Annotated in this window: 20 protein-coding genes; 10 read left to right on the forward strand and 10 right to left on the reverse strand. The window is 65.4% G+C overall.

Annotated features, from left to right (window positions below):
* Positions 1-108: 108 nt before the first annotated feature.
* From AC56LY_RS08265 to AC56LY_RS08280, 4 genes are all read right to left on the reverse strand, one after another.
* On the reverse strand, positions 109-3,066 hold the full coding sequence (locus AC56LY_RS08265) for a sensor histidine kinase (protein ID WP_499578243.1): 2,958 nt from the start codon (positions 3,064-3,066) through the stop codon (positions 109-111).
* Between the two features lie 223 nt (positions 3,067-3,289).
* Positions 3,290-4,123, reverse strand: a complete 834-nt coding sequence (locus AC56LY_RS08270; protein WP_499578245.1) for an alpha/beta fold hydrolase — start codon at positions 4,121-4,123, stop codon at positions 3,290-3,292.
* Positions 4,124-4,183: 60 nt separating this feature from the next.
* Positions 4,184-6,055, reverse strand: a complete 1,872-nt coding sequence (locus AC56LY_RS08275; protein WP_499578247.1) for an amidohydrolase — start codon at positions 6,053-6,055, stop codon at positions 4,184-4,186.
* Between the two features lie 27 nt (positions 6,056-6,082).
* The gene (locus AC56LY_RS08280) at positions 6,083-6,709 is read right to left on the reverse strand and encodes a response regulator (protein WP_499578249.1); all 627 of its coding nucleotides are present in this window, start codon (positions 6,707-6,709) and stop codon (positions 6,083-6,085) included.
* A 208-nt stretch (positions 6,710-6,917) separates the two neighbouring features.
* Here AC56LY_RS08280 and AC56LY_RS08285 point away from each other — a divergent pair, with 208 nt between their 5' ends.
* The 6 genes from AC56LY_RS08285 (at position 6,918) to AC56LY_RS08310 (ending at position 14,482) form a co-directional block, all read left to right on the forward strand.
* Positions 6,918-7,622 carry a YoaK family protein gene (locus AC56LY_RS08285; protein WP_499578251.1) on the forward strand — a complete coding sequence of 235 codons (705 nt, stop codon included), beginning with the start codon at positions 6,918-6,920 and terminating at the stop codon, positions 7,620-7,622.
* 108 nt (positions 7,623-7,730) lie between these two features.
* On the forward strand, positions 7,731-8,417 hold the full coding sequence (locus tag AC56LY_RS08290) for a hydrolase (protein WP_499502244.1): 687 nt from the start codon (positions 7,731-7,733) through the stop codon (positions 8,415-8,417).
* Positions 8,418-8,493: 76 nt separating this feature from the next.
* Positions 8,494-8,790: a XapX domain-containing protein gene (locus tag AC56LY_RS08295; protein ID WP_499578253.1), complete on the forward strand. Its 297-nt coding sequence runs from the start codon at positions 8,494-8,496 to the stop codon at positions 8,788-8,790.
* An 18-nt stretch (positions 8,791-8,808) separates the two neighbouring features.
* Positions 8,809-9,213: a response regulator transcription factor gene (locus AC56LY_RS08300; protein ID WP_499578255.1), complete on the forward strand. Its 405-nt coding sequence runs from the start codon at positions 8,809-8,811 to the stop codon at positions 9,211-9,213.
* Positions 9,210-13,862 (forward strand): AAA family ATPase, encoded by a 4,653-nt coding sequence (locus tag AC56LY_RS08305; protein WP_499578257.1) that lies wholly within the window; start codon positions 9,210-9,212, stop codon positions 13,860-13,862. The genes AC56LY_RS08300 and AC56LY_RS08305 overlap by 4 nt, the downstream gene beginning before the upstream one ends.
* Entirely contained in the window at positions 13,859-14,482 is a 624-nt protein-coding gene (locus tag AC56LY_RS08310) for a response regulator transcription factor (RefSeq protein WP_499578258.1), read from the forward strand. Before AC56LY_RS08305 ends, AC56LY_RS08310 begins: the two co-directional genes overlap by 4 nt.
* Positions 14,483-14,502: 20 nt before the next feature.
* On the opposite strand, the gene AC56LY_RS08315 is transcribed toward AC56LY_RS08310, so the two are convergent.
* From AC56LY_RS08315 to AC56LY_RS08325, 3 genes are all read right to left on the reverse strand, one after another.
* A complete protein-coding gene (locus AC56LY_RS08315; RefSeq protein WP_499578260.1) occupies positions 14,503-15,612 on the reverse strand; it encodes a porin in 1,110 nt (369 codons plus the stop codon).
* A gap of 133 nt (positions 15,613-15,745) precedes the next feature.
* On the reverse strand, positions 15,746-16,378 hold the full coding sequence (locus AC56LY_RS08320; protein ID WP_499578262.1) for a response regulator transcription factor: 633 nt from the start codon (positions 16,376-16,378) through the stop codon (positions 15,746-15,748).
* A 54-nt stretch (positions 16,379-16,432) separates the two neighbouring features.
* Positions 16,433-18,124, reverse strand: a complete 1,692-nt coding sequence (locus AC56LY_RS08325) for an ATP-binding protein (protein ID WP_499578264.1) — start codon at positions 18,122-18,124, stop codon at positions 16,433-16,435.
* 254 nt (positions 18,125-18,378) lie between these two features.
* Between AC56LY_RS08325 and AC56LY_RS08330 the strand changes: the two genes are divergently transcribed.
* Both AC56LY_RS08330 and AC56LY_RS08335 read left to right on the forward strand, forming a co-directional pair.
* Complete coding sequence (locus AC56LY_RS08330; protein ID WP_499578266.1) at positions 18,379-20,169, forward strand: amidohydrolase; 1,791 nt, start codon at positions 18,379-18,381, stop codon at positions 20,167-20,169.
* A gap of 79 nt (positions 20,170-20,248) precedes the next feature.
* On the forward strand, positions 20,249-20,644 hold the full coding sequence (locus AC56LY_RS08335) for an OsmC family protein (protein ID WP_499578268.1): 396 nt from the start codon (positions 20,249-20,251) through the stop codon (positions 20,642-20,644).
* Between the two features lie 66 nt (positions 20,645-20,710).
* Here AC56LY_RS08335 and AC56LY_RS08340 read toward each other — a convergent pair whose 3' ends face one another.
* From AC56LY_RS08340 to AC56LY_RS08350, 3 genes are all read right to left on the reverse strand, one after another.
* A complete protein-coding gene (locus AC56LY_RS08340) occupies positions 20,711-21,322 on the reverse strand; it encodes a 2-hydroxychromene-2-carboxylate isomerase (RefSeq protein WP_499578269.1) in 612 nt (203 codons plus the stop codon).
* A 15-nt stretch (positions 21,323-21,337) separates the two neighbouring features.
* Positions 21,338-21,532, reverse strand: a complete 195-nt coding sequence (locus tag AC56LY_RS08345; RefSeq protein WP_499581994.1) for a hypothetical protein — start codon at positions 21,530-21,532, stop codon at positions 21,338-21,340.
* A gap of 108 nt (positions 21,533-21,640) precedes the next feature.
* Complete coding sequence (locus AC56LY_RS08350; RefSeq protein WP_499578271.1) at positions 21,641-22,504, reverse strand: hypothetical protein; 864 nt, start codon at positions 22,502-22,504, stop codon at positions 21,641-21,643.
* 216 nt (positions 22,505-22,720) lie between these two features.
* On the opposite strand from AC56LY_RS08350, the gene AC56LY_RS08355 reads away from it, so the two are divergent.
* The gene (locus AC56LY_RS08355) at positions 22,721-23,188 is read left to right on the forward strand and encodes a hypothetical protein (RefSeq protein ID WP_499578273.1); all 468 of its coding nucleotides are present in this window, start codon (positions 22,721-22,723) and stop codon (positions 23,186-23,188) included.
* Positions 23,189-23,255: 67 nt separating this feature from the next.
* Positions 23,256-23,870, forward strand: a complete 615-nt coding sequence (locus tag AC56LY_RS08360) for a 2-hydroxychromene-2-carboxylate isomerase (protein ID WP_499578274.1) — start codon at positions 23,256-23,258, stop codon at positions 23,868-23,870.
* The last annotated feature ends 69 nt before the right edge of the window (positions 23,871-23,939 follow it).

Genomic DNA, 23,939 nt, shown 5'->3' on the forward strand with positions numbered 1-23,939 from the left:
AGCCCAGGGCTGTCTCCAGTCTAAAGAATCGTGCCTTGCCTGAACCCGGCCAGAAGGCCAGGCCCTCGGGACTGGCCGAACGATACGGGCAATCCCGATAGCCGGTCGCTAACCGGCATAGGCCCGCACGGCGGGAACGGTCAGCCTGACGACAGCGCCTGCGCCTGCGTCGCTGCCCGATTCGAGTTCCAGCATGCCGCCGATGCGATCGGCACGCTCGCGCATGCCGACCAGGCCCCAGCGGCCGTCGGCGGCGCCCTTGTGCAACACCGCTGCGTCGATGCCCCGGCCATCGTCGCTAACGGTCATTACCAGACGCTCGGGCTGGTATTCCAGGCGTGCTTCAACATGGGAAGCGGCGGCATGGACACAGGCGTTGTGCAGCGCTTCCCGGGCAATGGCGGCCACCTCTGCGCCGGTCCCGGGAGCAAGGCGGCGCCGGAGGCCGCTGGTGCGCAGGCCGATTGCAATGCCCGGATGCGCCTCCCGCAACTCGGCGATGCTGTCTTCCAGCAGGTCCTCGGGTTGTTCGCTGCCGACTGAACGCAGTTCTTGCAGCTGTTCGCGCCCCTCGCCGAGCGCCCGGCGGGCATGGCCAAGCACTTGTTCGATCTCGCCGCGCGCCCCCGCGTCCTTGGGCAAACCCGCGGCGATCGCATCCACACGGAACATCAGACTCTGGACCGTCTGCAGGAAGGTATCGTGCAAGGTGCGTGCAATGCGTTCGCGCTCGGCCATCTTCACGTGCATGCGCTCGGCCACGCGCCCAGTCAGATAGCGCACGCGGTAGCGATAGGCCAGGAACAGCAGGGCAACGATCAGCGCCAGCCCGAACAGTTTGAACCACGTTGTCTGCCACAGGGTCGGTTCGACCGTGAAGCGCAGCACCGCCTGTGTCGCGCTGCGCACGCCGTCTTCGTTGATGGCGTGCAGGCGGAACACATAATTCCCCGGCTTCACATTGGTGTACGACGTCGTACGGCGCGTGCCGGCGTCTTGCCACTCCGAGTCGATCCCTTCCAGCAAATACGCGAATCGCACACGCTCCGGCATGCGCAGCGAAGGCGCGGTGAAATCGACCCGCAAACGTTCGGTACCCGCTGGCAGGATTGCCGCGTTCCATCCGGGCGACCCGGGGGTGAACACGGCCTTGTCGCTCGACAGGGAAAGGATCAATGGTGTCGGTGCAACGTGGTTACGCTTCAGGTTTGCGCTGTCAACGCGCATCACGCCCCCAGTCGCTACCAGCCAGAGCGTGCGACTGTCCACGGTCCATGCGCTGCGCCAGCGACTTTCGATGACGGCGCGGCCGGGATAGCCGTCCAGGGCATCGAAGAGTTCATAATTCAGCGGCAGATCGGGATCGTCGATGCTGCGCTTCCAGTTAGCCGCTGTCACATGGACCAGTCCAGCGGCGCCGTTCAGCCAGCGGTCACCGTCGGCCGTGACGACAAAGCCTGAAACATTTCGCAGGACGCTCGCGTCAGCAGCCTGCAGCATGCGCAGGGCGCCGCCCTGTACGACACCGGTGCCGTTGTCGCCACTGAGCACAAGGTCCGTCTCTGGAAAGATCGCTGCAGTCATGCCAAGGGCACGGATATCGATGGGCGGGCGGGTGGCATCGGTCGCGAGGTCGTAATGGAACAGTTCGCCGTTTCCGGTAGCCAGCCACATCTGCCCAGGCCCGGCCAGGGCCGACTGATAAATCTTGGCCGGCAGGCTGAAGTTCCTGCCCGGCTGCCATTTCCCATCTCGCCAGCCGATCAATCCGATATCGGCGGCTGCTGTCCACAAGACCGTGCCGTCGTCCAGGATACCGAACAACCGCCGGTCCATCGGCTTCCCGTCGGCCCCTGGGGGCAGTGGTATCTCTGCCGCACCTTCCGCATGATGACGCCAGATGCTGCGTTTTCCGCCCAGCAGCAGGGCGCCGGCGGGGTCCCGGCCCAGTACCGTGACCGGATGCCGGGGCGCCACCGGCACTGCGCGCTCGGGCAGCAGCTGCCACATCTTGCCCGTCACTGCATTCGCGGCCCACATCCGTCCAGCGCCATCGGCCACCGTACTGTAGACAACGCCTTCTCCGTCCAGCTCGGTCGGAAGCACCCGCTTAGGGCGAAACCGGTCGATGCCGCCTTCAGAAGTGACCCAGGTCGCGCCTTCGCGATCCACCAGGATCGAGGTCAGGGTCTTTCCTGACATCTGGATCGTCGCGTCGGCGGGCGCGTCGCCCGGCCGCCCCACCTTGTATCCGGGAGCGGCATGGCGAGTGGCGCCTGGGACCACGCACGGCTGCCCGGGACAGTCGAGCACCCACAGGGCGCCGTCGTCGGAGAATTGACCTGTCCCAAGCGCCTCCGGGGCGCGCGGGACAGTGCGACGGCCGGGCGAGGCGCCGGCCGAGAGCAAGCGCATCTCGCCTTCACCGGAGATCAGCCACAGCCTGCCGTCGGGCGCGCGCAGCAGGTCGCCCCCCTTGTCCAGAATGCGCGCGAAGCGGCGGGTCTGCCGGTCGAGCCGCCAGATACTGTTATCCCGGCTGATCCAGAGCTGGCCTTGCCCGTCCAGGAGGAACCCACGCACGTCGAGTGCGTCCCAATCCTCGCCAGACTGAATGGTCAGCCAGCGATCTCCTTCGAGACGATAGACGCCCTTGCTGACCATCCAGACGCTGCCATCGGCATCGGCCGACAGGACGTCGATCATGGCGCCCGGGTCCGGCGCTGGTGGCAAGTCCTGCAGACGGCCATCGGGATGTAGCACGGACATGCCTTCGGCGGCCCGGCCCATATACAACTCGCCGCGGCTGCCGGCGTGCAGGTAGCGGATCATGTTGCGGTTCAGGCCCAGGCCGGGCGGAAGTGGATAGCGCGAGAACTGCACACCGTCGAACCGGTACAAACCGTCCATGGTGCCGAGCCAGAGCCAGCCGTCGGAGGTCTGCGCCATTGCGCGGATCGCCTGCGGCGCGCCTTCCCCGGCGGTCCAGCGCGTGTGGTGGTAGTTGCGCAGGTTCGGTGCTGGCGACAGCGTCTCGACCGCCGCCGCAACGGACGGCGCAAGCATGGCGACGGCCAATAAGGAGGGTACGGCGCGCAGCCATGCGCCGGGTGAAATGAGTGCGCTTGTAACCAATTTGCGTTGAAATTGTCTGACCTGAAGTGAGTGCGATACTAAATCAAGACAGACGATAGTGCCAGTGGCAAGTAAGGATGGCGAGACGCCAGCGGCCGACACCCGATGTGTTGGACGCTCAGCACTCCCACCTCAGGCAGGAGTGCCAGGCACATCAGCTGCGCAGGAACGCCAGTAGTTCGGCGTTCAGCTGGTCCTTGTGGGTCACCGGCAGCGCATGACCTGCGCCCTGGTACACCGACAGGCGGCCCTGCGGCAGCAGCTCGACGGCGCGGCGTGCGGTGCTGGCCAGAGGGACGATCTGGTCGTCGTCGCCGTGCACCACCAGGGTCGGCATTGTCATTTTCTTCAGGTCTTCCGTGAAATCGGTCTCGGAGAACTGCTTGATGCAGGCGTAGGCGCTCTTCAGGCTGCACTGCAGTCCCTGGATCAGGAAGGTCTGCAGCTGGCCGTCGGAGGTTTTGGCGCCCGGGCGGTTGAAGCCGAAGAACGGCACCGCCAGATCAAGGAAGTACTGGGCACGGTCGGTCATGACGCCGTCCCGGATGCCGTCGAACACCGACATCGGCACGCCGTCCGGATTCGCAGCCGAGACGATCATCTGGGGCGTGACCGCGCCCACCAGCACCGCCTTGGCGACACGGCTGGTGCCATGGCGTCCGATGTAGCGCGCCACTTCGCCGCCGCCGGTGGAGTGGCCGACCAGGGTGGCGCCGGAAATGTCCAGCGTGTCGAGAAGTGCCGCCAGGTCGTCGGCATACGTGTTCATGTCGTTGCCGTGCCATGCCTTGCTCGAGCGGCCATGGCCGCGGCGGTCATGCGCGATCACCCGGTAGCCGTGCTCGGCCAGGAACATCATCTGGTTTTCCCAGGCGTCGCCGTTCAGCGGCCAGCCGTGGCTGAACACCACCGGGGTGCCGTGGCCCCAGTCGGTGAAGTAGATGATGGTGCCGTCGTGGGTGGTCACGGTATTGATGGTATGGCTCATGGTGTTTCCTTTCAGGAGGATGGCGCGATGCCGGCGGCGCCGGGTTGGCGGTAAAAACGCTCAGAAGGCGAAGCAGCTGCACCCGAAGGCGCCCCAGAATCCGGCGAAGTCAGACACCGGCATGTTTGATCTGCGCGCCCGGTCGTGGGCGTGAGCATGCACGCCGCAGGCACCGCGGCACTGATGGGGCAGGGCTGTAACCGGCGTCGCTTTCCGGTGGTGGCCCGGCACGGTGTTCACGGGCGACCAGTCGGGCAGCACGGGAATCGGCGGCGGCGCAATTGAACTGAATTCAGCCTGGCCGTAGACGATCCTGCCGCCGACCACGGTCAGCACCGACTCGATGTCCTTGATCGATTCTTCCTCCGCGCGGAAAAAGTCGCTGGAAAGCACCGCCAGGTCGGCCAGCATGCCTTCGCGGATGCGACCTTTCTTGCCTGTCTCGCTCGAAAACCATGCGCTGCCGCTGGTCCACAGTTCGAGTGCGGTCTCGCGCGGCAGACGCTGCGCCGCGTCGTAGAGGCGCAGTCCGCCGACAGTGCGGCCTGATACCAGCCAGTACAGCGCGGTCCAGGGGTTGTAGCTGGCCACACGGGTCGCGTCGGTACCGGCGCCGACCGGCACGCCGGTCTCCAGCATGCGGGTGATGGGCGGCGTGGCCTTGGCCGCGTCAGCACCGTAGCGCTCGACGAAGAATTCACCCTGGAAGGCCATGCGGTGCTGGATGGCGATGCCGCCGCCCAGGGCCTTGACGCGGTCGATGTTGCGCGGGGTGATGGTCTCGGCGTGGTCGAAGAACCAGGACAAGCCGGCGAAGGGGATGTCGCGGTCGACTTTCTCGAACACGTCCAGCATGCGCGAAATCGATTCGTCGTAGGTGGCGTGCAGGCGGAACGGCCAGCGCTGCTGCACCAGGTGGCGCACCACCGTCTCGAGTTCGGCCTCCATGCCGTCGGCCAGGTCCGGGCGCGGCTGCAGAAAATCTTCGAAGTCCGCGGCCGAGAACACCAGCATCTCGCCGGCGCCGTTGTGGCGGTAGAAATCGCTGCCGTCGCCCAGCTTGACCAGCGCGGTCCAGCGTTCGAAGTCGCCCAGCTCCTGGCCCTTGTTCTGGGTGAACAGGTTGTAGGCGATGCGCACCGTCAGCTGCTCATCTTTGGCCAGCGCATCGACGACCGCATAATCTTCGGGGTAGTTCTGGAAGCCGCCGCCGGCATCGATCACGCTGGTCACACCCAGGCGGTTCAGTTCGCGCATGAACTGGCGTGTCGAATTGACCTGCTGCTCGAGCGGCAGCGTGGGGCCCTTGGCCAGGGTGGCGTACAGAATCATTGCGTTCGGGCGCGCGATCAGCATGCCGGTCGGGTTGCCGGCGGCGTCGCGCACGATTTCCCCGCCCGGTGGATTCGGCGTGTCCTTGTCGTAGCCTACCGCGCGCAGGGCGGCGCGGTTGAGCAGGGCGCGGTCGTACAGGTGCAGCACGAACACCGGCGTGTCCGGGGCGGCGCGGTTGATCTCTTCGATGGTCGGCATGCGCTTCTCGGAAAACTGGAACTCGTTCCAGCCGCCCACCACGCGTACCCACTGGGGGTGCGGGGTACGCTCGGCCTGCGCCTTGAGCATGCGCAGCGCATCGGCAAGCGAGGGCACGCCTTCCCAGCGCAGCTCCAGGTTGTAGTTCAGTCCACCGCGGATCAGGTGGATGTGCGAGTCGTTCAGGCCGGGAATCACGGTGCGGCCATTGAGGTCGATCACCTGGCTGTCCGGCTGGCGATGACGCATCACCTCGTCGGTATCGCCGACGGCCAGGAATCTGCCGTCCTGAATCGCCACTGCGCTGGCCTGGGGGTTCTGGCGGTCGACCGTGTGGAAGCAGCCGTTGAACAGGATCAGTGGGGCGCTGTGGGTGGCGGTGCTGGTGGATTGGCTCATGATGGGTAGTCCCTGTTCCTGGATGGTCTAAAAGGCTTGCAGCAGGCCGCGTTGCTGCGCCACGGATGCAGCCTCGGTGCGGCACGAGACGTTCAGCTTCGACAGGATGTTGTTGACGTGGTATTTCACGGTGCCCACGCCAATGCCCGCGTCGCGTGCGATCAGTTTGTTGCTCTTGCCCGCGCTCAGGTGGGCCAGGATGTCCAGCTCGCGCCGCGACAGCGGGCTGGTGTGGATGCGCAGCGCCAGCTTGTCCGCCAGCAGAGCCGGCAGGTAGCGGCGCTGCTCCACGACCTGGCGCACGCAGCGCACGATTTCTTCGAAGCCGGCCTGCTTGAGCAGGTAGCCCGCCGCACCCGCCTGCAGGGCGCGGTGCACGTTCTCATCGCCTTCGTAACTGGTGAGCATCACGATCCTCGCGTCCGGATGCATCCTGCGGGTCGCGATGATGGCTTCGAGGCCGCCGCCCGGCATGTTCAGGTCGACCAGCATCACGTCCGGGCGCAGGCGGTCATACAGCGCAACCGCCTCGGCGGCGCTGGTGCCCTGGCCGAGCAGCGCCAGGTCCGGCTCGGATTCGATCAGGCTGGCAAGACCGGCCAGGATGAGGGGGTGGTCGTCGGCGATGACCAGTGAAATTGGGGACTTGTCCATGCTGGATGCTCCGCTGTCCGTAGTCTGATGGCCGCATTGTCGGCGTGGCCGCCATGGCGGTCTAGCTATACCAATGGATAGGATGGGCTGGTCGTAAAACTGGCCAAATGGGATGGGCGCGACTTCCCCCGGCTGCCTACGATGTCGGGCAGCGGTGGCCGGTGAAGGATCGATGACCGTCCATCCACCACCCAACCTGGAGATTCGCATGAGCGAACCAACACATCACCGCACGCAGGGTTTGGCGCTCGGCTTTCTGGCCGGCTATGTCGACACGCTGGGCTTTCTCGCCCTGTTTGGCCTGTTCACCGCCCACGTGACCGGCAACTTCATCATGATCGGCGCCGCGCTGGCCGACCCCGGCCGCGAAATGGTGCTGTTGAAGTTTTTGGCTTTCCCGGCCTTCATCGTCGGCGTCGTCATGGCGCGCCTGCTGATTGTCGCGGTCGAGCGGCGCGGCGGTGCTGCGCTGCGGCCGGCCTTGCTGCTGCAGGTCGTGCTGCTGTCGGGCTTCATGGCCTGCGGTATCGCGGCCACCCCGATCGGCGAACACGCCGGGTGGCTGGCGATGGCGGCGGGCCTGCTGGGCACCGCAGGGATGGGGGCGCACAGCGCCACCAGCCGTCTGCTGCTGACCCATCTGGCACCGACTTCCATGATGACCGGGAACGTCACCCAGATCGTGATCGACCTGACAGACGCCGCCCGCGGGGCCAACGATCCGGGCTTGACAAGCAGGTGCGCCAAGTTTATCTGGCCCCTGGCGGCGTTCGCCATCGGCTGCGTCGTCGCGGCCTTCGCGTTCCACCGGTTCGGCTTTGCCGCGCTGGTACTCCCCGTCCTGATCCTGCTCGGCCTGATGGCGGCCGAAACGCCGTCGATGCCGGTGCAGGAGCGGGCGACCCCACCGTAAGGCAGGTATACCTTTGGATACTGGTTCCATAGCAAACCGCGTCTTACGATTACCACCATTGCGGCCCACACCACGCTGAGCCGCCCCAGCAACGACATGGAGAACATCATGCCCAACCCGAAACTCGAAGTCCTGACCCCGCAAAACTCCCAGCTGATCTTCATCGATCACCAGCCGCAGATGGCCTTCGGCGTGCAGTCGATCGACCGCCAGGTTTTGAAAAACAACGTGGTCGGGCTGGCCAAGGCCGCCAGGGCCTTCAATATCCCGACCATCATCACCACGGTGGAGACCGAGAGCTTCTCCGGCCATACCTACCCGGAGCTGCTTGACGTATTCCCTGGCAAGGAGATTCTTGAACGCTCATCGATGAACTCGTGGGACGACCAGAAGGTGCGCGACGCCCTGGCCAGCAACGGCCGGAAAAAGGTGATTGTCGCCGGCTTGTGGACCGAAGTCTGCAACACCACCTTCGCCCTGTGCGCCATGCTGGAAGGCGAGTACGAGATCTACATGGTGGCCGACGCCTCGGGTGGCACCTCGAAAGACGCCCACGACTTCGCGATGCTGCGCATGGTGCAGGCCGGCGCCGTGCCAGTCACCTGGCAACAGGTGCTGCTCGAGTGGCAGCGCGACTGGGCGCACCGCGACACCTACAATGACGTGATGGCGATCGTGCGTGAGCATTCCGGCGCCTACGGCATGGGCGTGGACTACGCCTACACGATGGTGCACAAGGCGCCGCAGCGCATCACCGGCAGCCACGAAACGCTGGCACCCGTGCCCGCAAAATAATCCGTCAGCGCGGGAATCCGGCAGGGCCGGCACGGCGGCGCCGTGCAGCCTTGCCGTTCTTTTTATGGAGGAACCCATGAAAATCTATGTCGTGGCGTTGGCGGCCGGCCTGCTGGTCGGCCTGATCTATGCGCTGCTGCAGGTGCGCTCACCGGCGCCGCCGGTTGTTGCCCTGGTCGGCCTGCTCGGCATGCTGATCGGCGAGCAGTCGGTCCCGCTGGTCAAGCGCATGCTCGCCAGGGAGCCGATCACGGCGAGCTGGCTGCGCACGCATTGCGTGGCCCAGATCACCGGCATTCCCGCCAGCCCCACCGACGCGGGAACGCCCACGGGTCGCGTTGATGCGCCGACGGCAGGCGAGCCACATGCATGAGGCGGGACGGGCAACGGCATGAACCAGCAAGCGAGTGACGATGCAGCACCGGCGCGCATCTGCGTCGTCGACGACGATGCCGCGGTACGCCAGGCCATGGCCAACCTGCTGCAGGCGGACGGCTACGCGACGTTGCTGTTCGATTCCGGCGAGAGCTTCCTCGCATCGCCACACTTGCCCGACATCGACCTTGTCCTGCTCGATGTCAAGCTGCGCGGTATCAACGGCTTCACGACCCAGGAGCGCTTCGCCGCCCTGGGCCTGGCCATTCCCTTGCTGTTCCTGAGCGGTCACAGCGACGGTGACATGGAACTGCGCGCGGCCCGGGCTGGCGCCATCGCGCTGCTGCGCAAACCGGTCGATCCCGACCTGCTGTTCGAGCACATCGAATGTGCCCTCAGCACCCGCAAGCGGCCGAAATGACGGCGTCGCTCGATCCGCTTGCCGTGCATGACCTGTCCAGATTGTATGGCCGGGAGTGGCAACTGGCGCAGCTCGCAGCGGACTTCAGCCGGGTGCGCAGCGAGCGCACCTTCGGGGTGTCGGTCGTGCACGGACCCTCAGGCATCGGCAAGTCGGCGCTGCTGGCGGGTTTCCTGGCCGACCCCTCTATGTGCGATGCGACGGTGATTAGCGCCCGGGCCGATCAATATGGGGGAGACGCGCCCTATGCTGCGCTGGTGGACGGGGTGCGCGTGCTGGTGGCGGACATCCTCAGGCAGGGCGAAGCGTCGGTGGCGCACTGGCGCGGCCGCATCGGCGCCGCCATGGTGGATCCCGAGCTGACACTTGCACTGGTGCCGGAACTGGCTCTGCTGCTGGAAACCGCGACGCTGCAACCGCCCCAGGCATCCCTGGATGGAGTCGGCCGGTTGGCGGCGGCGGTCCTGCAGCTGTTGCGTGCCTTCTCCAGCGCCGAGCGTCCGCTGGTCATCGTGGTGGATAACGCCCATTGGCTCGACCCCGCCGCGGCCATGCTGCTCGAGCAGGTGGTCGGGCTGGCCGCCGGGCTGCCGGTGATGCTCCTGATCGGGACCTGCTCGCGTGCCGGCGGCCCCCTCGGAGAGGAAGCCAGCCTGGGCCGGCGCCTGGCCTTGCGCGCCGCCTACTACCGCGAGCTGGCGGTCGAGACCCTGTCAGTAGCAGACCTGGAGCAAATGCTGGCCGATACCTTCGAGGGCGCGCAGCCGCAGCTGGAACAGCTTGGCGGCCTGGTGCACCACAAAACGGGTGGCCACCCGTATTTCGTGTGGCAGTTCCTGCAGGGGCTGACCGACGGCGGCCTGGCGCACTTCGGGGAGACGGGCTGGCAGTTCGACTTCGACGGGATATGGCGGCGCCCCTTTACGGACAATATGCTGGGCCTGGCCCTGCAGGGCCTGATCCAGCTGCCACAGGAACTGCATGAACTGCTCGGCACGATTGCCGTGCTGGGACGGGCGGCCGACCTGGCCCTGCTGTGCGAAGTCTCGGGCGCCGAGCCGGAGGCGCTCGACCACAGGCTCGCGCCAGCCTTGCGCGCCGATGTGCTGGCACGGCGCGGCGGGGCCTACGTGTTCACGCACGACCGCCTGCAAGAGGCGGCCTGCGCCATGCTCGAGCCTTACCGGCGCACCCGTCTGCACTACGCCGCAGCCACCGCGCTGCTGGCGCGCGCGCGGCTGGACGGGCAGGACCGTACCTTGTTTCATGGGGTCGACCATCTGGCGCACGCCGGCGCCCTGGTGTCGGCCGCGCGGGCGGTCGAACTGGCAACGCTGGCGTTGCGTGCGGGCCGGCTCGCGCGCCGCGCCTGCGCCTACGCTGCTGCCTGCCGCTACCAGCTGCAGGCCCTGCAGCTGCTGACACGGGCACCGGCGACCGTACCGGGCGCCGCGCTCACCCTGGAAATTGAGCTCGAACTGGCCCATGGCCGCTTCCTGACCGGCCAGCTGGACGACTGCGCTGCGCTGGTGCGCAAGCTGCTCGCGACGGTGCCGGACCGGTTCGTCCTCGCCCAGGTGCAGTGCCTCGCGGTCGAGCTGGAGGTGCGGCGTGGCCGCTACCGCGAGGCGAGCAACATCGCACTCGACGCCCTGCGCGGATTCGGGATCGCCATTCCCCGGGAACCGTCGGAGCAAGCCTGCGACAGCGCCTACGCCGCGCTGCGCGAGCGGCTGGACGGGCTGGGCACGCTGGCGCCGCTGACGGATCCCAACGCCCGTATCGTGGTCTCGCTGCTGGCCAGCCTGCTGGTTCCCGCCGCCTTCACGTCGTTGAACCTGCTGTTCATGCAGCTGTGCCACATGCTGGAACTGACCCTGCGGCATGGCATGACGCCGGCATCGACCGTGTCGCTCGCCTGGCTCGGCGTCGTGGTATGCGAGCGCTACCGCGCGTTCGACGACGGCTTCGCTTATGCGCAGGAGGCGCGCGAACTGGTCGGGCGGCATGGCTACGCTTCGCACGAGGCGCAAGTCCTGTTGGCGCTCGATCAGGCCAGCGTCTGGACCCGGCCGCTGGACTTTTCGCTCGATTGCGCCCAGGCCGGTTTCGAGGCCGCGCGCGCGCAGGGAGACTTCACGATCGCCTGCTTCGAAGCCTGCCATCGGACCTGTATCCTGCTTGCGCGAGGCGACCGGCTCGAGGCGGTGCGCGAGGAAATCGAACGCGCGCTGGCTTTCGTCACCCAGGTCGGCTTTGCGGATGTGGAAGCGATCCTGTGCGTGCAGCGCGATGTCGTAGACTGCCTGAGGACGGTTCAGCCGGGCGGCAGCGCGCGAACGGCGCTGCTGTGCCGGCACGAGCAGCCCGGCAACGGCTTTGCCGACTCCATGTCGACGCTGCGCTTCTGGCACTGGCTCTACATCGGCATGCTCGATTACCTGGATGGCGATGACGCACAGGCCCTGTTCTGCCTGGAGCAGGCCGGGTTGCTCGCCTGGTCGGCGCCAGCGCACCTGCACCAGGCCGACTACCACCTGTTCAGCATCCTTGCCTTGTGCCGCGCGCCTGGCCTGGCTGCGGGCGACGCTGGCGTGCGTGCGCGTGTTGACGCGCACGTCGCGCAGCTTGCATCCTGGGCCGCGGGCTACCCGCGCGGCTTCGCCGACAAGCTGGCGCTGGCCCACGCCGCTGTCCTCGACCGCGGCGGCGAGGCCATCGCCGCGCTCGCGGCCTACGAGCGCGCGGCGGCGCTGGCGAAGGAGGGCGGCAGCGCGCACATCGAAGGGATCGCGCACGAATGCGCGGCGCGGCTGGCCAGGCACGGTGGCCTGGCCACCGCGGCGAGCGCGCACGCCAGCGCCGCGTACGCGGCCTACCGCCGCTGGGGCGCACTTGGCAAGGTGGCCCGGCTCGAGGATGCCTATCCGGGTTCGGGTGGCGCGGCCCTTTTGGGCCCACCCGGCGCAACCGGGGCGATCCGCGACATCGACGGCGTCATTCGTGCGACCCGCGCCCTGTCGGAAGAAATCCACCCGGCGCCGCTGGTCAAGGCCTTGATGAGCATTGCACTGGAATATGCGAGCGCCCAGCGCGGCGTGCTCCTGCGGCGCGACGGCGACCGGCTGCTGGTCCAGGCCAGCGCGCGCCTCGGCGCCGACGGCGTCGACATCGACATCGACATGACTCAGGCGACGCCGGGCGAACTGGATCTTCCACTCACGGTCATCCATACCGCCTTGCGCTCGCGCACGGCGGTCAGCGTCAGCGACAGCCAGCGACCTCCCGGCCATGCGCTCGATCCCTACCTGCGCACTCATCCGCGCTGCGCTGCGATCGCGATTCCCATGATTAAGCGATCGCAACTGGTCGGCATGCTGTATCTCGAGAACCGCCTGTCGTCCAGCGGCTTCACCGGCGAGCATACCCAGTTGCTGTCGCTGCTGGCGGCGCAGGCGGCCGTGTCGCTCGAGAATGCGAACCTGTACGCCGAGCTTCTGCAGGAAAACCGCGAGCGGCGCCAGGTCGAGCGCGCGTTGCGGGAAAGCCGCGCGACCCTGCTGCTGGGGGAACTGATCAACCAGAGCGGGAGCTGGACCTGGGAAATCGAGGACGGCGTGGTCAACTGTTCCCCCGAGTTCCGCCGCATCTTCGGCCTCGATCCCGAGGTGACGTGGATCGCCTTTGACGCCCTGATGGCGCGCATTCATCCGGGCGACCGCGCCGGCGCCGCGCAGCTGCTGGGCGAGGCCTCCGCCGCCCGCACGGCGTTTCGTTTCGAGCACCGGATCACGGGGGCCAAGGGGGAGATCCGCCACCTGTCCGTCATCGGGCAGCCGATGACCGACAACGAAACCGACATCTACGTAGGGACGGTCAGCGACGTCACGCGCCGCAAGACGGAGGAGGCTTCGCTGCGGCGGGCCCAGGAGGAACTGGTGCGCGGCGCCAGGCTGACCACGGTCGGCCAGCTGACTGCGGCGATCGCGCACGAGGTGAACCAGCCGCTGATGTCGATCTCGAGCAACGCAGGCGCCGGCCTGCGCTGGCTGCAGCGCGATACGCCGGCGCTCGAGAAGCTGGGCGGCCTGCTGCACGACATCCTCGGCCAGAGCCAGCGCGCTGGCGGGATCATCCAGACCCTGCAGGCGCTGGGACATCAAAGCCCCGTGTTCCACCCGGCCCACCTGCATGCGATGATACGGGATGCCCTCGCGCTCGCGCGCGGCGAGCTGGAACGCCACGAGATCAGGGTGATGCTCGACCTGGCTGCCGATCCGGACCGCATCGAGGTCGACGCGGTACAGTTGCAGCAGGTACTGGCCAACCTGCTGGGCAATGCGATCGAGGCGATGGCCGCCACTGCGGGCCGTGAACGGATCCTGCAGGTGGCGACCGTCTGCGTCCGGGACGGCGTCGAGGTCCAGGTGTCCGACAACGGCGTTGGCGGCTGCGAGGCCGGGCTGGAAGCGATGTTCGAGCCGTTTGTCAGCACCAAGCCCGGGGCGATCGGCATGGGCCTGGCGGTATGCCGTTCAATCATCGAAGCCCATAGTGGCAGCATTCGGGCGCAGCCGCGCGCACCGCATGGCTGTCACCTGGTCTTCATCCTGCCGTTGACGGCCGACATCAAAGGAGATTCGCCATGACGGCGTCAATGGTATTCGTGGTGGATGACGACGATGCGGTGCGCGCATCGATCCTGAACCTGCTCGCGGCCGAGGGTTTCGAGGCGCGGGGGTTTGCGGCCGGTGCGGCGTTCATCGGGGCAGCTCGCCCGGATACGGCGGCCTGCCTGGTCTGCGACATGAAGATGCCCGAGCTGGGCGGCCTGGAGGTCGCCGCTGCAATGGCGCGCCAGGGCAGCGACATGCCCATCATCTTCATGACCGGGTTCGGCTCGATTCCAATGACGGTGCAGGCAATGAAGGCCGGTGCCATCGAATTTCTCACCAAGCCGGTCGCGCCGGACGAACTCCTGCGCGCGGTGCGTGACGGTCTGCGCACCGACGAGGCGAATCTGGCGGCGCGCCGGGAAACGGCGCAACTGCGCCAGCGCCTGTCGAGCCTGACCCCGCGCGAGCGCGAAACCATGGAGCTGGTCATCGGAGGCCTGCTGAACAAGCAGGTGGCCGACGCCCTGGGCGTGAGCGAAATCATGGCCAAGACCCACAAGCGCAAGGTGATGGACAAGATGGGCGCGCGCTCCTTGCCCGACCTGGTGCGCTACGCCGAGCGGCTTCAGATCGCTAGGGCGCGCAGCCGCTAGAACGGCCGCGCCAGGCGTTCTTAGAACGCGTGCCTGATGCCGAGCGCGGTGCCGCGCAGGTGGGCGCCGGCGACCGGATCCAGTCCGTTGATGGCGAAGTCGACGGCCCCGCGATCGTCGTTGTGCAGACGCGTGTGGAATGCGAACAAGGTGGTCCGACGCGACAGGGCCAGCTCATAGCCGAGGGTGGCGTGGACCGCGCCGGTGTCAGGTCCTGCGCTGATGAAGCCGATCCGCTGCCTCGCGGTTCCCTGGCCGTCCTGCGCTTTTGCCACGCCCAGGCTCAGGGCATGCTGGCCAATCTGCCGGGTCGCGGACACGTACCAGGCGTCGCGTCGCAGCGCACCGCTGCCGGTGCGGTAATCCAGGCGCTCGCCGACCAGCGCCAGGCGCGTCGGGCCTACGCGATAGGCCAGCGCCAGCCTGGTGCCACGGTCGTCGCGGCCCGGCCCGTGGTAGTCGCGATGGCGTTCATGCGCCAGTGCCACGTACAGCCGTCCGCGCTCCAGCAGCAGGGCTGCCGAGTCCAGCGCCGGGCGGGCGCCGCCGACGGGGCGCTCCTCACTGAAGCCGTGGGCCAGGCGTAGCGACAGGCCCCGCCAGGCCGGCGTCCAGTAATGCAGGCTGTTCTGCTGGCGCCGATCGAAGGAGCTGATATCGGAAAGGTTGTCGCTGCTGGGCGCAGCGCCGTTGCCCATGATGCTCATGTAGCCCGCCGTCGTCACGTAGAAGGGATCGAGATCGGCCGTCGAGGCATTGTAGGGCGTGGTCCAGTTGCCGGCAAACAGGGTACCCCAGCGGCCTGCGAGGCCGACCCGGGTGTTGCGCGAGGCGAGGGCGCCAGCGCCGCTGTCGGGCGCAACCGCACCCTCGACCTGCCAGATCAGATGCAGGGCGTCGCCGAGCGGGGCGTCGCCGCGCAGCCCGATCACCGAGCGGTAGTTCGCCAGCCGCGTCAGGCGCGATGCGGCAGGGGCCGAACGGCCGGCTTGTCCGCTGGCTTGCGCAGATTCCAGGCCCAGATTGAGACGCCCGTACATCTGGGCCGTGTCGGACTGGGCCCGGGCGGCCGAGCCGAGGCAAAAGGGAAGCATGGCGAGTATGCCTGCATGGAGAAGTCGTGTTTTCATGGTCGATCGATGCCGTGGTGATGAAGAGCGGCGGACCATGGCGGCATGGTCCGTCACGTCTATCCTACGGCGGCGCCGCGCAGCGCGACCCTGCCGAATGACGGGGTCGCACTGCGCGCTAGGCGGATCGGCGCTACAGGGTGATGTAGCCGCGCTTGATGGCGAGGGTCACCGCGTGGGTGCGGTCGCTCGCGCCCAGCTTGACGAGCACGGTGCTCATGTGGCTCTTGACGGTGGGTTCGCTGATGGTGAGGATGGCGCCGATCATGCGGTTCGAATTGCCGTTGGCAGCAAGACGCAGCACCTCGAGTTCGCGCGCAGAGAGCTTGTCGGCAGGGAAGTGGCCATCGACCTCGTCCTGGGCCACCTTGGCGATCACGCTCGCGCCCTGGTAGACGTGGCGCACGGTATGAGCGAGTTCGGCCGCGGTCACGTCCTTTAACAGATAACCGGTGGCACCCGCCTTCAGTGCGGCAATCACGCGTGCATCACCACTGAAGGTCGTCAGCACGATGATGCGGGCATCGGGATGCATGGCGCGGATCGCCACAATCGCCTCGAGCCCATCCTTGACCGGCATCTGGAGGTCCATCAGCGTCACGTCCGGCCGGTGGCGAGCAAACTGGGCGATGGCTTCGGCCCCATTGCTGGCCAAGCCGACGATGTCCATGCCGCCCTGGGCGCGCAGGGTTGCGGCAATCCCATCTCGCATCATGGGATGGTCGTCGGCGATCATCACGCGGATCGGCTGGTCGGGATGGTTCATGTGTCCATGTCGATGTCGGCAGGCTGTAAAACGAATAACAGTCTGGCGCGGCTTTCAGACCAGGTCAAGCCGGCCTGGGTGCACGGGAACAATAAAGCGGAAACAGGCACCCCGGGGCTGCCCCGGCTCATAGGCGATCCGCCCCCCGTGCGCGCGCACGATGGCCAGGCAGATCGCCAGTCCCAGGCCGGTACTGCCGGGCTTGGTGCTGAACAGACTGCCGAAGACGCGCTCGCGGTGGTGCAGGGGGACGCCCGGGCCGTTGTCGCTGATGCGCACTTCCACCTCGTGGCCGCCATGCGGGCGTGTGGCGATGCTGATGCATTTCGGTCCGGCCGGTGCGCCGGAACCGGTCAACGCCTCGATGGCGTTCACGAGCAGGTTGGTCATGACCTGCTGAAGCTGGGTGGCATTGGCGTGGATCGTCGTCTCGCTCAGGCCCAGCGCTGCCTTCACGTCGATTCCTTCCTTGCGCAGGCGGCGCTGCAGGCGCTGGAGGACATCGCGCGCGGTCTGGTCGACCTTCACCTGGCCCATGTCGTTATTTCGGTGCGCCGCGAGCCGTTGCATGCTGCGCACGATCTCGCCGGCGTGCCGTCCGGCGTCGCTGATCAGGGCGATCGACGAGAGGGCGCGTTCAATGTCCGGCTCAGCCTTGCGCAGCCATTTCCTGGCCGCTGCAGCGTGCAGCGAAATTGCCGCCAGCGGCTGGTTGACCTCGTGCGCGATCGACAAGCCGAGTTCACCGAGGCCAGCCGCTTGCAGCGCATGCGCCTCCGCCGGCAAGCTGGGCGATTCGCCCGCGTGTCCGGACTCCACCAGGCCCCACCGTGACCGCAGGCAGGCACGCCGGCCGTGGGCTCCCCAGTGGCCGTAGCTGATAAGCGCGGCCTGCCGGAAGTGGCCGGTGACCGAGCCCAGGCCGCAAGCCTGGGCCAGGTGAGCCGCTTCTTCCCAGGCCAGGGCAGCCATCCAATGCCGCCCCTGGCCGGTCGCAGCGTCGGCCGCTGCCTCATAACCACGCAACGCTGCCAGGAAGTCGCCGTTGTGCCGGGCGTGCGCTGCATCGGCCAGCAGGGAAAAGCTGGCGGCGTTGGCCGGGTGCAGCCGGGCCATGCGGCGCAGCTCTGCACAATGGATGTCCGGCTTGCAGTCGGCGCCAGCGTCCATGCTGCGCGACATGGCCAGCGCAGCGAACAGGTGGAAACTCATGCGCTCTGCGGGAGACTGCAGTGCACCGGCAAACGCGCGGGCTCGGTCGATGGCGTTCATGGCTTGGGCTTGCGCACCCGCATACCAGGCTTTTTGCAGGACGGTGAGCCAGTGTCCGAAGCGATGTTCGAGCACTGCGCCATCGGGCGCGGAAGATGCCACCGCTTCGTCGCCGGCCAGCAGGATATCCAGCAGCGCGGCGCGTCCGGCCAGCTCCGCGCGGTCCTCCGCGCCAGCGGGCCGGCACCGGGCCTGGGCCACGCGGCGCGCCAGTTCCGGCAAGTGCATGCCTGCCGCAAACCCGGTACTGGCAAGGCAGAGCGCAGCGCTGGCCGGCGCTGCGTCATCTTCGCAGATGCAGGCAAGTTCGCAGGCCGCCTGTTCCAGGCTGGCCGTGACCGGCGTGACCATGGCCGCCAGCTGCCAGGCTGCATCGGGCTTGCGGCTGGCCGCGCTTGCGCGAGGTGACGCCGCATGTGGGTGTGGATCACGCAGGGGCCGGACTGACAGGGCAGTGTGTGGGACCTGGTTCATGGGATGGGACGTGCTTTCATCGTGTGTGCGGCCTGAGCGGGGCGCGGAAGGTCGCTGCCGATTGATTATGGCCGCTTGCGTTGACATATCATTCATACGATAGTTCTATGACCGTGTGTTTTTATAGGACGCAGGCGCCCAAAGGGACGACTGGGTTGCCGTCCGCCCCGGCAAAATGGCAGGGGCCGGCCAGGCGATCCGCTGCTATCGTGAGGAAAGCATGCATCTCGCTTGATACCAACGAAAGAAGCGCCATGAACCACACCATTGCATCCCTTCGTACCGGCGTCCATGCGGCGTTGCTGGCGTCCGGCCTGTTGGCCGCGTCGGCGGCCCAGGCCCAGGCCGACCTGATCCTCACCAACGGCAAGATTGCCACCATGGTCCGCGATGGCGAGTTCGTTCAGGCCGTCGCGGTCAAGGACGGCAAGGTGCTGGCCACCGGCAGCAATGCCGCTGTGCTGAAGCACAAGACCGCCACCACCCGGGTCATCGACACCGGCGGGCGCACCGTGATTCCCGGCCTGAACGATTCGCACACCCATGTGATCCGCGAAGGCCTGAACTACAACATGGAGCTGCGCTGGGACGGCGTCTCCTCGCTCAAGCGCGCGCTCGAGCTGCTCAGGGAGCAAGCTGCACGCACGCCGGAAGGCGAATGGGTGAAGGTGGTGGGTGGGTGGAATGAGTACCAGTTCGAGGAAAAGCGTTTGCCGACGCTGGAGGAGATCAATGCGGCCGTGCCCGATCGGCCGGTCTTCGTTCTCTACCTGTACGGCTTGGGCTTCCTGAACAAGAAAGGCATCGAGACGCTTGGCTATACCAGCGAGACGAAGTACAAGGATGGCGTGGTGGAGCTGGACGCCAACGGCAAGCCGACCGGGCGCCTGATCGCCAAGCCGAATGCGCTGATCCTGTACTCGACGCTGGCCAAGACCAACAAGCTCAGCCGCGATGACCAGGGCAATTCCACGCTGCACTACTACCGCGAACTCAACAGGCTGGGCGTGACCAGCGTTATCGACGCCGGCGGGGGCTTCCAGAACTACCCGGACGACTACGGCGTGACGATCGGGCTGGCGCGCGAGGGCAAGCTCACCGTGCGCACCGCCTACTACCTGTTCGCCCAGCGTCCTGGCAAGGAGCTGGAAGACTTCCAGCGCTGGATTGGCATGACCCATCCAAAGAAGAACGACCACATGTTTTATCCGAATGGCTTTTCGGCGGAAGGTGCGGGCGAGAACCTGGTTGCCAGCGCGGCCGACTTCGAAAACTTCCTTGAACCACGTCCCGACCTGCCGACCCACATGGAGGACGAATTGGAGCAGGTGGTCGGCCTGCTGGTGCAGAAGCGCTGGCCGTTCCGGCTGCACGCCACGTACGGTGAAAGCATCGACCGCGACCTGGCGATGATCGAAAAGGTGAACGCAAGAACACCGCTGAACGGGCTACGCTTCATTGTCGACCACGCGGAGACCGTCACCGACGCCCAGCTGGCGCGGATCAAGAAGCTGGGCGGGGGCATCGCGGTCCAGGACCGCATGCACTTTCAGGGCGAAACCTACTGGAAGCGCTATGGTGCGCAGGCGCGCCAGATGCCGCCGATTCGCAAGATGCTGGACATGAAGATCCCGGTCGGCCTGGGCACCGACGGCACCCGGGTGTCGAGCTATAACCCCTGGCCGTCGCTGTACTGGGCCGCCACTGGCAAGACCGCTGGCGGCATGTCGACCTGGCAGGCGAGGGATGTACCAAGCCGCTATCAGGCCCTGAGGTTGATGACCACGGGTTCGGCCTGGATGAGCGGCGAAGAGAAGCTCAAGGGAACGATCCGGCGCGGCCAGTACGCCGACTTCGTGGTCCTGCCCCAGGACTACTTCACGATGGAGGCGGAAGGCATCAAGCGCCTGGAGAGCCTGTTGACTGTGGTGAACGGCAGGGTGGTCTACGGCGCCGGCCCCTATTCGCCAATGAATCCGCAACTGCCTCCGGTCTCGCCCGCCTGGAGTCCGGTGGCTGTTTACGGCGGCTATCAGAACCGCTGAAGGATGGCAGCCGCAGTTCTTGCACGCATGGCGTCCTGCGCTCGCGAATGAAACGTCACAACAAACAAGGAGATATCAAATGGAGATCGTCACTCATCACGGCGAAGGCAAGCTGCAACAGATTATCGAGGTTGGATCGCATCGCCTGACGGCGGACGCGTCGGTTGAGGCGGGAGGCGATGCAACCGGCCCCGAGCCTCACGACCTGCTGGCGGCAGCATTAGGGGCATGTACCGCGCTGACAGTAACGATGTATGCGCGGCGCAAGGGATACAAGCTTGACGATGTGAACGTGCACATCAGCCACGGTCAGCAGGACGGTTTCTATTCATTTACCCGGAATATCCATTATGTCGGCGAACTGAGCAGCGATGAAAGGGCGCGCCTTAACGACATTGCCAACAAATGTCCGGTGCATAAGACGCTCACGGGAACGATACAAATCGTGACGAACGAGAGCACGGCTTCTGTTTAAGGGATTGCTCAAGCGAAGAGAGTTGCCTTGAAACATATATTCTCTTCTTGACGCAACGGCACTCAATCATTCAGCCGCCGGCGTTACCGTTGTCGTAGCGTAAGCAATCGCATCCTCCAGATGGTCATCTCCCCAGAACATCTCGTCGCCAACGAAAAACATGGGCGCGCCAAAGATGCCGCGGGCCTGGGCATCGGCTGTGCGCGCACGCAGCGCGGCCTTGCATGCATCCGTTTTAGCTGCCGCGATGATCTCTGCACTGTCAGCGCCAAGTCCGTCGAGAATCCCGGCCAGCACCGCCTCGTCGCCGATTTCGCGGTCGTCCGCGAAATTGGCCAGCATGACCTGTTCACAGAAACCTTCAAGCCAGGACGTGCCTTCGCCCTGTAGTGCGATACGCGCGGCAAGCAGCGCATTACGGGGAAATGCGGAAGGGCGTTGCCAGCGCAAGCCGTATTTGACACACTGGCGGCGCATGTCACGCCATACGTAATCGCCTTTCAGGGTCTGCAGCACGAATGGCGACGTCTCCCACCCGAGCGACTTGAAGATCGGGCCGAGCATGAACGGCTTGAGCTCAACACGCAGGTTGGCAGCGGCCGCTGCGCGCCGTATCCGCATCATGCTCAGATAACTGTAGTTGCTGCCGAAATCGAACCGGAATTCGATGATGTTCATTTAGCGTGGATCCTGTCAGTGGAAGATGAGGAGGCAACGGATCTCGATACTCTCATGGGGAGGCGTATCGGTCGGCGTGACCGGATGGATGAATGCCGCGTGGGGCGTATGGCATGGCATATCGGTGGCCGAGTCGTATTGCTTGAAAAGCAGCACCTCATCGAACTGCATCCGATGGAAATAGGTCCAGGCTGCTGACGAGTCGAGCAGCCGTCAATACTAAACAGCGCATAATCTATATTATGTTAAATGCGCTATTTGTGTGGATAGCAGATTGGAAGCCGAACAGCAGGCATGCCTCCCTCTCGATGCGATCTACTACGTAGTCCAGATCGCTGCAGAGGCATCATCTGCGGCCTTCACTGCGCGTGCCGCAGTTTGTGCACCCGTTGCTTCGTAGTTCCGCAACTTGTCGAGTTGCGCCTTGAGCCCGTGGGTGATGCACGCTTCCACTAGCGCCGCGTCAGTGTACAAGTCGTAGAGATCGACCAGTCGATAGAAGCCATCGGTCATCACCAGAACGCTGGCGTCGTGCGCGAGGTCGACGCTGTGTCGACGCGCCTGGAACGGCCCATTCGGATCAAGACACAGGACACCGGGCGCTGGCGCCAGGTTTTGTGATTCGCGGCGGGCTCGTAGCATCGGCAGCATCTGTTCGCGTCGACTTGCCGGATCCCCGATACCGTCGGCCGTCAATCTGGCAATCACATCCTGCAGAACAGCTTCCTGTGGATTCACGAATGGATCCAGGTCGATACAAGGCCCGCTGGTCGTGTACAGCAGCGTCTTGCAGTCGCCAAGGCAGTACAGCGTCCCGTGTGCAGCCTCGTCGTGATGCGAAATCCTCAACCAGGTCATTGCTGCAATTGGCCACGCATGCACTGGAACGTCGTGACCGGCTGTCAGATGCATAAACTGCGCTCGGACATCGGCGATCGCCATTCTGACGCAATCAGCCTGATCGCGCCCTGGTATCAGCATTTTTTGAAGTGAATCGGTAAATACATGGACGAACCATGCTACATCGCCGCGTACTTCGTCGATGTAGTCCCGTTCCGCCACGGATGAGCCACCGTCAATAACGACAATGTCGTTCACGCCGGCGCATGTGAACACTGCGATGTGGTCATCGTTATGTTGCGAATTGGGGTTGGCACCAGCAGAAACATGTTCAATTTTCATTAAGCAACGTATATTTGATCATGCTGGGACTCTACCCTTATCAAACACAGGGGACAAGGAGATACACCTGCTTCGAAACCTAACTCGACAATATATTCCCTAATGTCGATTGAGATTAGTGCAGGCTGAGTCATTCTCACGCCTCTCGATGTCTTACACGTCGTGGCTGCACCTTGCCACCACCATCATCTTCTCTCACCTCGCTGAAAGTCGCAGATGAAAAAACTGGCCATCCCACTTGTCTATTTTGCTGGCATCACAAGCGCTATCGGCGCCCTCATCCACTTCGCTGCAATTGCTGGCGGAACCGGCTGGTTTATATTCTTCAATGCACCGCAGCAGGTCGTGGCATCATCGCGCGCCGGAACCTGGCTGGCACCATTGAGCACCAGCATTATCGGACTACTCATGGCGGTGTGCGCGGCCTACGCCTTCTCCGCGTTGGGACGCTTGCCGCGCCTACCGCTACCCCGACTCATGCTGGCCGGCATGGCCGGCGTCTGCCTGTTGCGTGCTGCAGTGATCGTGCCGCTGGCGATCAATCACCCGCAGCTGCGCACTACTTTTGAACTCATCAGTGCCGTCATCTGGGCCCTGGCCGGCGCCGGCTTCCTGGTCGCCTGCCTGACACCCGTTCGCCAACCGCAGCCGCTGGCGCGCACACCGCTCGGAACGATCACCTGAAGCTCCTCCCCTTGAGGGTATCGAGATCCGTTGCCTCCTCATCGTCGAATGACAGGATCCACGCTCAATGAACATCATCGAATTCTGGTTCGATTTCGGCAGCAATTACAGTTACCTGAGCATGATGCGGATACGGCGCGCAGCGGCCGCTGCCAACCTGCGTGTGGAGCTGAAGCCGTTCATGCTCGGCCCGATCTTCAAGTCGCTCGGGTGGGAGACGTCGCCATTCGTGCTGCAGACGCTGAAAGGCGATTACGTATGGCGTGACATGCGCCGCCAGTGCGTCAAATACGGCTTGCGCTGGCAACGCCCTTCCCTATTTCCCCGTAATGCGCTGTTTGCCACGCGTATCGCACTACAGGGCGAAGGCACGCCCTGGCTTGAAGGTTTCTGTGAACAGGTCATGCTGGCCAATTTCGCGGACGACCGCGAAATCGGCGACGAGGCGGTGCTGGCCGGGATTCTCGACGGACTTGGCGCTGACAGTGCAGAGATTATCGCGGCAGCCAAAACGGATGCGTGCAAGGCCGCGCTGCGTGCGCGCACAGCCGATGCCCAGGCCCGCGGTATCTTTGGCGCGCCCATGTTTTTCGTTGGCGACGAGATGTTCTGGGGGAATGACCGTCTCGAGGATGCCATCGCTTACGCTACGACGATGGTAACGGCGGCAGGAGCAGCATGATTGCGTGCCGTGCCGTCGAGTAGACAATCCATGTTCCGAGTTGTGTTGGGTTGAAGATCCGATAGATAC

The sequence above is a fragment of the Telluria sp. ZT3P25 genome (genome assembly GCF_059685895.1).